8 protein-coding genes and 1 tRNA gene are annotated in these 7,699 nt (G+C 40.4%); all 9 read right to left on the bottom strand.

What is annotated here, in order from left to right; genetic code table 11:
- Nucleotides 1–170 precede the first annotated feature (170 nt).
- The 9 genes from WAK81_RS02960 to WAK81_RS02920 all read right to left on the bottom strand — a co-directional run bounded on the left by WAK81_RS02960 (nucleotide 171) and on the right by WAK81_RS02920 (nucleotide 7,587).
- Nucleotides 171–1,082 (bottom strand): alpha/beta hydrolase, encoded by a 912-nt coding sequence (locus WAK81_RS02960; RefSeq protein ID WP_422195622.1) that lies wholly within the window; start codon nucleotides 1,080–1,082, stop codon nucleotides 171–173.
- 246 nt (nucleotides 1,083–1,328) lie between these two features.
- Nucleotides 1,329–2,222, bottom strand: coding sequence for an alpha/beta fold hydrolase (locus WAK81_RS02955; protein WP_422195621.1), 894 nt, complete (start codon nucleotides 2,220–2,222; stop codon nucleotides 1,329–1,331).
- An 85-nt stretch (nucleotides 2,223–2,307) separates the two neighbouring features.
- Nucleotides 2,308–3,720: an amino acid permease gene (locus WAK81_RS02950; RefSeq protein ID WP_422195620.1), complete on the bottom strand. Its 1,413-nt coding sequence runs from the start codon at nucleotides 3,718–3,720 to the stop codon at nucleotides 2,308–2,310.
- Nucleotides 3,721–3,834: 114 nt separating this feature from the next.
- Nucleotides 3,835–3,910: transfer RNA gene (locus tag WAK81_RS02945), tRNA-Glu, on the bottom strand.
- Nucleotides 3,911–4,189: 279 nt separating this feature from the next.
- The gene (locus WAK81_RS02940; RefSeq protein ID WP_422195619.1) at nucleotides 4,190–4,348 is read right to left on the bottom strand and encodes a hypothetical protein; all 159 of its coding nucleotides are present in this window, start codon (nucleotides 4,346–4,348) and stop codon (nucleotides 4,190–4,192) included.
- Nucleotides 4,349–4,429: 81 nt separating this feature from the next.
- On the bottom strand, nucleotides 4,430–5,254 hold the full coding sequence (locus WAK81_RS02935; RefSeq protein WP_422195618.1) for a hypothetical protein: 825 nt from the start codon (nucleotides 5,252–5,254) through the stop codon (nucleotides 4,430–4,432).
- The gene (locus WAK81_RS02930) at nucleotides 5,251–5,850 is read right to left on the bottom strand and encodes a TonB-dependent receptor domain-containing protein (protein ID WP_422195617.1); all 600 of its coding nucleotides are present in this window, start codon (nucleotides 5,848–5,850) and stop codon (nucleotides 5,251–5,253) included. Before WAK81_RS02930 ends, WAK81_RS02935 begins: the two co-directional genes overlap by 4 nt.
- Nucleotides 5,756–6,973 (bottom strand): TonB-dependent receptor plug domain-containing protein, encoded by a 1,218-nt coding sequence (locus WAK81_RS02925; protein ID WP_422195616.1) that lies wholly within the window; start codon nucleotides 6,971–6,973, stop codon nucleotides 5,756–5,758. The genes WAK81_RS02930 and WAK81_RS02925 overlap by 95 nt, the downstream gene beginning before the upstream one ends.
- A gap of 251 nt (nucleotides 6,974–7,224) precedes the next feature.
- Nucleotides 7,225–7,587, bottom strand: a complete 363-nt coding sequence (locus WAK81_RS02920) for a site-specific integrase (protein ID WP_422195615.1) — start codon at nucleotides 7,585–7,587, stop codon at nucleotides 7,225–7,227.
- Nucleotides 7,588–7,699 lie beyond the last annotated feature (112 nt).

Genomic DNA, 7,699 nt, shown 5'->3' with positions numbered 1-7,699 from the left:
GTGAAAGGGCGATGTCCTAGGCCTCTAGACGATAGGGACGTTTCAGAGGTGGGCGTATAATAGGGTGAAAATGGGGGGGTGTCAAACGCATTTCCATAAAAAAAATGATTTTCTGGATTGAGTGCGTAAATTTAAAACAATCTTATGGGAATACTTGAAAAATACATGGTTTAAGCCGGATTTCTAAGCAATTCCAGAATTGCTTCTACCACCTGCGGATGGAGTAAATAGCCGGTAATATCATGCGGGCGGTGAATATGCGTACGAATGCCGTGGTTAATAATTGCGGGTTGAAACTGAAATGGCGGTTGTGTAAGAGGAAAGGCGGTGAGAAAATCATCAGTTGAATAGAAATTTATCCAGTCGCCTGTAATTGCAGCAGGTCGTACAATGGGTTGCGGTAAATGTGACTGGATCACCTGAAATGCTAATGGCGATCCTAAAGTAATAAAACGCTGTACATTCAGTTCAGGATGCTGAATAAGATAATTATAGGCAATCACACTGCCCAGAGAATGAGCAATCACAATACAAGGTTTGCGACCATTCAATTGCCGGGCGATCCGTTCATGAACTTCCTTCATGAATCCAGGATTGTCGAGATACAGATAGGTTTCGATCAGAAATTTCTGAAGCAGGCTCCGATGCAGGCTGGGAAAATAATTAAGCAATAATACAAAGTCTCGCAGTGCAACATTTTTGCTCAGCGTGGTAATAAATTTGAATTTCTGTTTGAAATCCATCGGGTCATTCAGATTAAGTTGGGGAAGATCGGAAATCACGGGCTTGCGCCAGCCAGGACGTGGGACTGGTGCAGGAAGCTGAGGATGGACAGGTTGACGGAAACGAAAGTTGGGCCATTGCTGGGGCATCAAGGTGCCAGCATTCAGGATGTTGCGAACGTTATAGTGTGAAAGCAAGTCTCCATAAAATGGAATGTGAATGTGACGTCGTAAATAACTGAATCTGGCATCATGACGGTGTTTGCGAATGCCTTTTTGAAGTATATGCAGCCAGCGCTGGCGGATCGATGCAGCACTATGATGTTGCTGATTCATTCCATGAATAAAAATAACTTTCATCGATACCTCACGGAGGTCGATCTATATATTCCCAGTATAGAGAAAATTGCGGCAAGCCAAGCTGCACTTTTTGTGGCGTTAATGTGTAAATTATCTTTGATAAAACAATCATTAACAAACATCTGTATATTTATAAAAAAAGGCAGAAAAAGCAGTAAATTGGTAGGTCTGGATGTAAGATTTTACTGAATAGAAAAAGAATATGAATGGAACGGTAAAAGTTGAATTTAGAGTTTGGTGTGAGTCTTATAGTAATTCCAGTAGCGCTTTAATGACGTCCGGATGCTGAATATAACCATCAATATCATGCGGATGATAGATGGAGGTATGAATCTCTTGATTAATAATTGCCGGCTGAAGCTGGAAGGGTAATTCTGATAATGGAAAGGCAGTCAGAAAGTCATCGCTACAATAGAAATTTATCCAATCGCCTGAAATTGCAGCAGGTCGTAAAATTGGTTGCGGCAGATGAGCCTGGATGACCCTAAATGCTAGTGGTGATCCGAGAGTAATAAAACGCTTGATATTCAGCTCCGGATGCTGAATCAAATAATTATAGGCAATCACGCTGCCGAGCGAGTGAGCCACCAGAATCTGTGGCCTGCTGCTATAGAGTTGATTGTGAATGCGGCGGTGAACTTCCTGCATAAAATGTGGGTTGGCCAAATAAAGATAAGCTTCTAGCAAAAATTTATGCAAAAAGCTGGCGTGTAAGCTGGGAAAATAATTGATGAGTACCGCAAAATCCCGCAAGGCAATATCTTTGCTTAATGCTGTGATGAACTTCAGTTTCTGATTGAAATTCAGAGCATCATCAAGATTTAACTGCGGGACGTCACAAATTTGATAGGTGCACTGGTCTGGTGGCGGTGCCGGTTGCAGCTGTGCGGGATGTAAAAAAGGGAAATGCGGCCACTGTTGCGGCATCAGGGTGCTGGCATTCAATACGTTATGAAAATGATGCCGAGAAAGTAAATCGCCATAAAAAGGGATACGGATATGCCGTTTTAAATAAGTAAAACGGGCTTGCTGTTGTGGGTTTTTCCGGAGGCCTCTTTTGAGGAGATGCAGCCAATGTTGACGTAATGAAGTAGCCGTATACTGTTGCTTGTTCATGCCGTGAATAAACACAATTTTCATCGATGCACCATTAGGTTGCACAATATACAATCAGTATAGTATAGACAAAAAAGAGCGGCCGGAGCCGCTCTTTTAAAACTGATGATTAAGACTTGTTATGATAAAAGGTATAATAACTTGCATAACACGCTGCAATAAATAGTAGACAGCCTATGAAGCTGATACGCATTGATGGATCAAAGACCATACTGATACAGGTAATAAAACAGAACACAAAGCCCAGGATTGGCACAATCGGGAACAATGGTGCAGCAAAGCCCAGTTCTTTGGCCGTATGACCCTGTTTATACCACTGACGACGGAAGTTGAACTGGCTTAAGCAAATACTCATCCAGACCACCACCATGGTAAACGCAGCGACGCCCAGCAAGTTGGTAAAGATCGTCTCTGGCGCAAACTGTTCAGACAATAAACCTGGCAATGCACCCAGCATAGTTACCATGACTGCAATATACGGTACACCGCGAGCATTCAGTCTTGAGAATACGGCAGGTAACTGTTTGCTGTATGATAATGACCACATCATACGTGAAGCAGCAAATAAGCCCGAGTTGGCAGCAGACAACAATGCAGTGATAATTACAAAGCGGATGATGTCTTCAGCATATGGGATACCAATGTGCTGGAATACTGTTACGAAGGGGCTGCTACTCACGCCTTCAGCGGCTAAGCCTGCTTCCTGATGCGGAAGTAATGCGGTCACCACGATAATCGTACCCACAAAGAAAATTAATAAGCGGAAAATCGCAGTGTTAATCGCTTTAGGGACATTTTTTGCAGGATCTTCAGTTTCACCGGCAGCCACACCAATCAGCTCGGTACCAGAGAAGGCGAAGTTCACGATCAGCATCGTAGCAAAAATCGGGAACAGACCTTCAGGGAACCAGCCCTGTGCAGTCAGATTGGTAAATAAAGGCGCAGCTTCATAGCCTTGATAGCCTAGAACGCCAAAGATGGCCAATAAGCCCAAAAGAATAAAAGCAACAACCGTGACCACTTTCACCAGTGCCAGCCAGAATTCGGATTCGGCAAACCAGCGGGTAGAAATCATATTTAGACTAAATACGAATACACCAAAGATAATGGTCCATAACCACATGGAAATATCCGGGAACCATTCCTGCATCAGCAAGGCCGCTGCAGTAAATTCAGTTCCGAGAGTGACCGACCACGTCAGCCAGTATAACCAGGTGATGGTATAGCCTGTGCCTGGTCCAATATAACGTTTGGCATAAGCACCAAATGAACCAGATTCTGGCATATGAACGGCAAGTTCGCCCAAACATAGCATCACCATGTACGCGATAATACCGCCCAGGAGATAAGCGAGAATGGCACCTACAGGCCCCGTTTGTGCAATGACTTCACCCGACCCTAAGAATAGGCCTGTTCCGATTGCGCCACCAAGCGAAATCATGACCAGATGTCGAGTACTCATAGCGCGTTTTAAAGGCGCAGAATTGCCCTGATGCGTAGCATCATTCGGAGATGAGTGCATAGGAAATAAGAAATACTTCAAAGGAATGAAGCGAGCTATTGTAGTGAAAAACTACAAATCTGCAATCGAATAATGGTAATTTCGAATAAGGTCTGATCGTATGAGATCAATAGATGGCGTCCCTACGGGGATTCGAACCCCGGTTACCGCCGTGAAAGGGCGATGTCCTAGGCCTCTAGACGATAGGGACGTTGCGAGGTGATGCGTATATTAAGGATTAAGCTGGGTTTTGTCAAAAGGGTTTTTGCTAAAATTCATTTAACAGTTTAAACATTAGGCAAAACAAAAACTTTATTTTATTAAGATGTTATTTTCTGAACAGATTTGCAGATTATAAAAAATAAACCCAATCGAAATTGGGTTTATTAAAGAGAAAAAAACTCTATCCCGAAGTCTAAAAATTAAGCTTTGTTATGGTAAAGGTGTTTTTATCATTTAAAAAATAAATCTTTGAAAAGATCACTCAAAATTAGTGATCTGGAGTTTGATATTGCTCAGGCTGAGAGTTTTCAGCTGGTGTTGACACTGTCTCAGTTTCAGCAGTTTTGTTGTCATCACGGTTGACGATATAGAGATACAGTGCCGAAGGTGCCAAAATCAGTAAAACAAGCAGGAATTTCTTGAGCATGGGGAAATTTCAAATCTTAAAATTAGTCTGATTATAGCCTAAGCAAATCTAAAAGAGCAGCGAAGTGCTCTAATCCAAAGTTTAGAATTTAAAAGTGACATCTGCAATAAATTGACGGCCGATTTGTGGATAGGCAATACCCGAATCCAGATAGAAATTATCACGATTCGTCACATTGTTAATCGTTAAACCTAAAATGGCTTTAAGGTCCTTATTTAAAGGAATATCATAGGTCGTCCGTACATCCCAGTAGAAGGTATTTTTGGTGGTGTATGGGGTATACATATCATATTGTTCATTATTTTTATCAGAATAACCTTTTGACGTTTTCTTCATGGCATCCACTTTCCCTTGGTAACTGATGAAGTTATTAATGCTTAAAGGAATCCGGTCAAATTTAATATTCCAACCTAAACGTGTTGTCCAGGGTGTATTAAAGATTTCAGATGGCTTATCTTCAGCATTGATCAATTTACCATCGTAGTAGATGATGGGTGTGCCGGTATAATACGCTGTGCTGTATGAGTCGAAGTTACGCTGGGTTTCAGTATAATCCGCATTTAAGCTGAATAAATGCTGTGTGCCAACTAACTTCAATGGGCTAATGTTAATCAGGCTTAAGGTATAAATATTAGATTCAGATTTACCTTCATTATCATAAGTATAGCTAAAGCGATTGGTTGAAATGGCTGGATCTTTAACTGATTCTGTGCGGCGGATCTGGTTCTTATTTTTACGATTAACCCATTTTAGACCAATACGGCTATTTGCATATTCAGCATTGATTCCGAACATGGTTTCATCTGCATAAGGGGTATCAAGCTGCGAACGATAAGTAAAAGAACCGGCATATGCTTTTTCTTTCCAGTCGGCTGATAGGGTGTCGCGTGTTTGGCGAATGATCAATAAACCTTTTTGATCTTGTATTCATTATAAAAACCATTTAAACCATAGTAGCGGTTCCAGCCAGTGGTAAAGGACAATTGTTCATTACCAAAAGGTTTAAAAACAAATGAGCTACGTGGTGCAACATTATTATTTTTAGTTAAGCTGTCATAGTCTGCACGAAAGCCAAGTGTTGCTGTGAAGTAGTTCTCCCATTGAATTTGATCTTGTAAAAATGCATGCCAACGATCTTGCTGTACCACAGTTTTGCCTGCCAAATAAGAGCTACGATTTTTTAGAAACTGTCCGTCTTGGCCGTTTCCTTCATCACATGCATCATATTTATTACCAGTATTTGAATAACAGTTGAGATTGGCAATATTTCCAGTCGCACTAGAATAAATGTTTGTTGTGACAGGACGTTCCCAATAAGCATTATAGTGTCCATATCCTCCGCCCATTTTGAACGTGTGGGTCGTATGCTGAGTTTGAATGGGTTCAAACAATGCCTTAAGGCTATATTCAAGCTTTGCTTCTTGCTTCTTGCTTCTTGCTTCTTGCTTCTTGCTTCTTGCTTCTTGCTGCTTGCTGCTTGGTGCTTCCGAAGCTGTCTTCAATTTGAATACCAGATGACTTCCAGTTTTTAGTTGAAGATTTCAACCAGGAAATATTATCTGTCGCACTTTCACGGTTTGCAGTCTGCGTTTGATAATTGACTTGTTGCTCAAGTTCAACTGAATTCAATTTATTTTTTAAGTTGATATAGAAACTTTGGTTGTCTGATGCATGTGTGCTTTGGGAGTTATGAGTCGATGAAAGAAAATAGTCACCACTCGATTCCATAAATTGTGTGCCAATCTTTAAAACTGTATTGTCACTGGGGGTATAGAAAAACTCTATACCTGCATTGTTTGAACCTCGTTTTTGTTCATAAGAATCTGGTTTATCAATATTTGTTTTTAAAGGAATATCTGCACGGCGATATGAACCAAATGCATTGAAACCTAAACCTTCAGCAAGTTTGCCATAAGTCGTTGCGCTGATACCTTGACGTGTAAAAAAAGGTTGATTGCTTTCACTGGTTGAATTTTCAAATTCTTCAGCTGCTTCTTTACTAGGGAAATTGATGTCTGACCAATGATCAGAAGTATAGTCATAGCTCAGGCTGCCATGAACTTTACCAATTTCGGTTTGGGGGGCACAGGTTTCTGCACTGACTACGCCACCTGTGAACTCACCAAATTCGGCACTCACATTGCTATCAAGTAAGGTGATTTTACACAGCAGATCGGCATTAATCGTCACTGTTTGTGAGCTTCCCATCATTTCATTCAATGTATTACTTTTTGCATCACTGCCTGGATTAATGTTGTTATTAATGCTGAGGCCATTGATCAAAAATTTATTATCGTAGGGTAGACCGCCATTAATACTGATATCCGTCGCGTTGAGCTCGCCTTGCTGCAATCCACTACGTGCGTTTGAATCAAATTGTACATTCGGATTAGCTTTTAATAATTCAGTGATGCTCTTAGAGCCATTTGGTATTTGCTGTAAATCTTCTGTGTTATAAACCGTTTGTCCTACATCATTTTCTGTTTTGGCTTTAATCACAATGGTGGAAAATTTAACAGATGTTTGTGATTTGACTTGTTCTGATTGATCGGAGTTTTCAGCAAAAACAGTTGAGCTCAATGTAGTCAGAACTGCAATAGAAAGTGGGGAATAAGCAAAACGCATGAGAAGGGCTGAATATGCGAAAGATAGTAGAAGTGATTATCATTAACTTTAAAAGAGTAATCAATGGTAATGAGAATTATTTTCATTAATTAATTGGTAAAAGTGTAAGACTTGAGCAGCTTAAGATGCTGATAAAAGAAATATAAAGAAGAGAAAAAATAGATGGCGTCCCTACGGGGATTCGAACCCCGGTTACCGCCGTGAAAGGGCGAGTATCCGAGTTGGTTTTTATATTGTTACAATTTGTAAATTCATGTTAACGTGGGTAGGCATTTTAAAACATCGTGTAAATTTTCAGGTGCTAAGTGAGCATAACGCTGTGTTATTCGAGTATCAGAATGACCGAGTAAAGTTGAAACGTGATAGATCGGAACACCATGTTTTATCAAAAAACTAGCAAATGTATGTCTTAAATCATGTATTCGAAGGGGAGAAAGATTTGCACGTTCAGCAGCAAGGTTAAAACCTCGCCTAAAACTTTTGATTGGTTTGTTTGTAGATTGATTATAGAAAACATATTTATTATGGGTTTTAAGCCTGTATAGAGCTTCAATAGAAATATTATTTAATGGTTTATAGACTGTCTTTTTATTCTTAGAGGCTTTGTTGCACAAACCTATTCATGACGGCTTATTCAGCAATATAATTTCCAAATGAATAAGCCCATACCTAAAGTCTACCGTACAACGAATTGGTCCTCTTACAATAAAGCCTTGATCAATCGAG

This window comes from Acinetobacter sp., from assembly GCF_049284435.1.
Lineage (GTDB): Bacteria > Pseudomonadota > Gammaproteobacteria > Pseudomonadales > Moraxellaceae > Acinetobacter.
The sequence above is the reverse complement of the archived record's forward strand: the minus strand, read 5'-3'. Positions and strand labels throughout refer to the sequence as shown.

Excerpts from the sequence above, each read along its gene's own strand:
- WAK81_RS02925 (WP_422195616.1), bottom strand. The coding sequence starts at position 6,973 with ATGCGTTTTGCTTATTCCCCACTTTCTATTGCAGTTCTGACTACATTG.
- WAK81_RS02940 (WP_422195619.1), bottom strand. The coding sequence starts at position 4,348 with ATGCTCAAGAAATTCCTGCTTGTTTTACTGATTTTGGCACCTTCGGCA.
- WAK81_RS02950 (WP_422195620.1), bottom strand. The coding sequence starts at position 3,720 with ATGCACTCATCTCCGAATGATGCTACGCATCAGGGCAATTCTGCGCCT.
- WAK81_RS02955 (WP_422195621.1), bottom strand. The coding sequence starts at position 2,222 with ATGAAAATTGTGTTTATTCACGGCATGAACAAGCAACAGTATACGGCT.
- WAK81_RS02960 (WP_422195622.1), bottom strand. The coding sequence starts at position 1,082 with ATGAAAGTTATTTTTATTCATGGAATGAATCAGCAACATCATAGTGCT.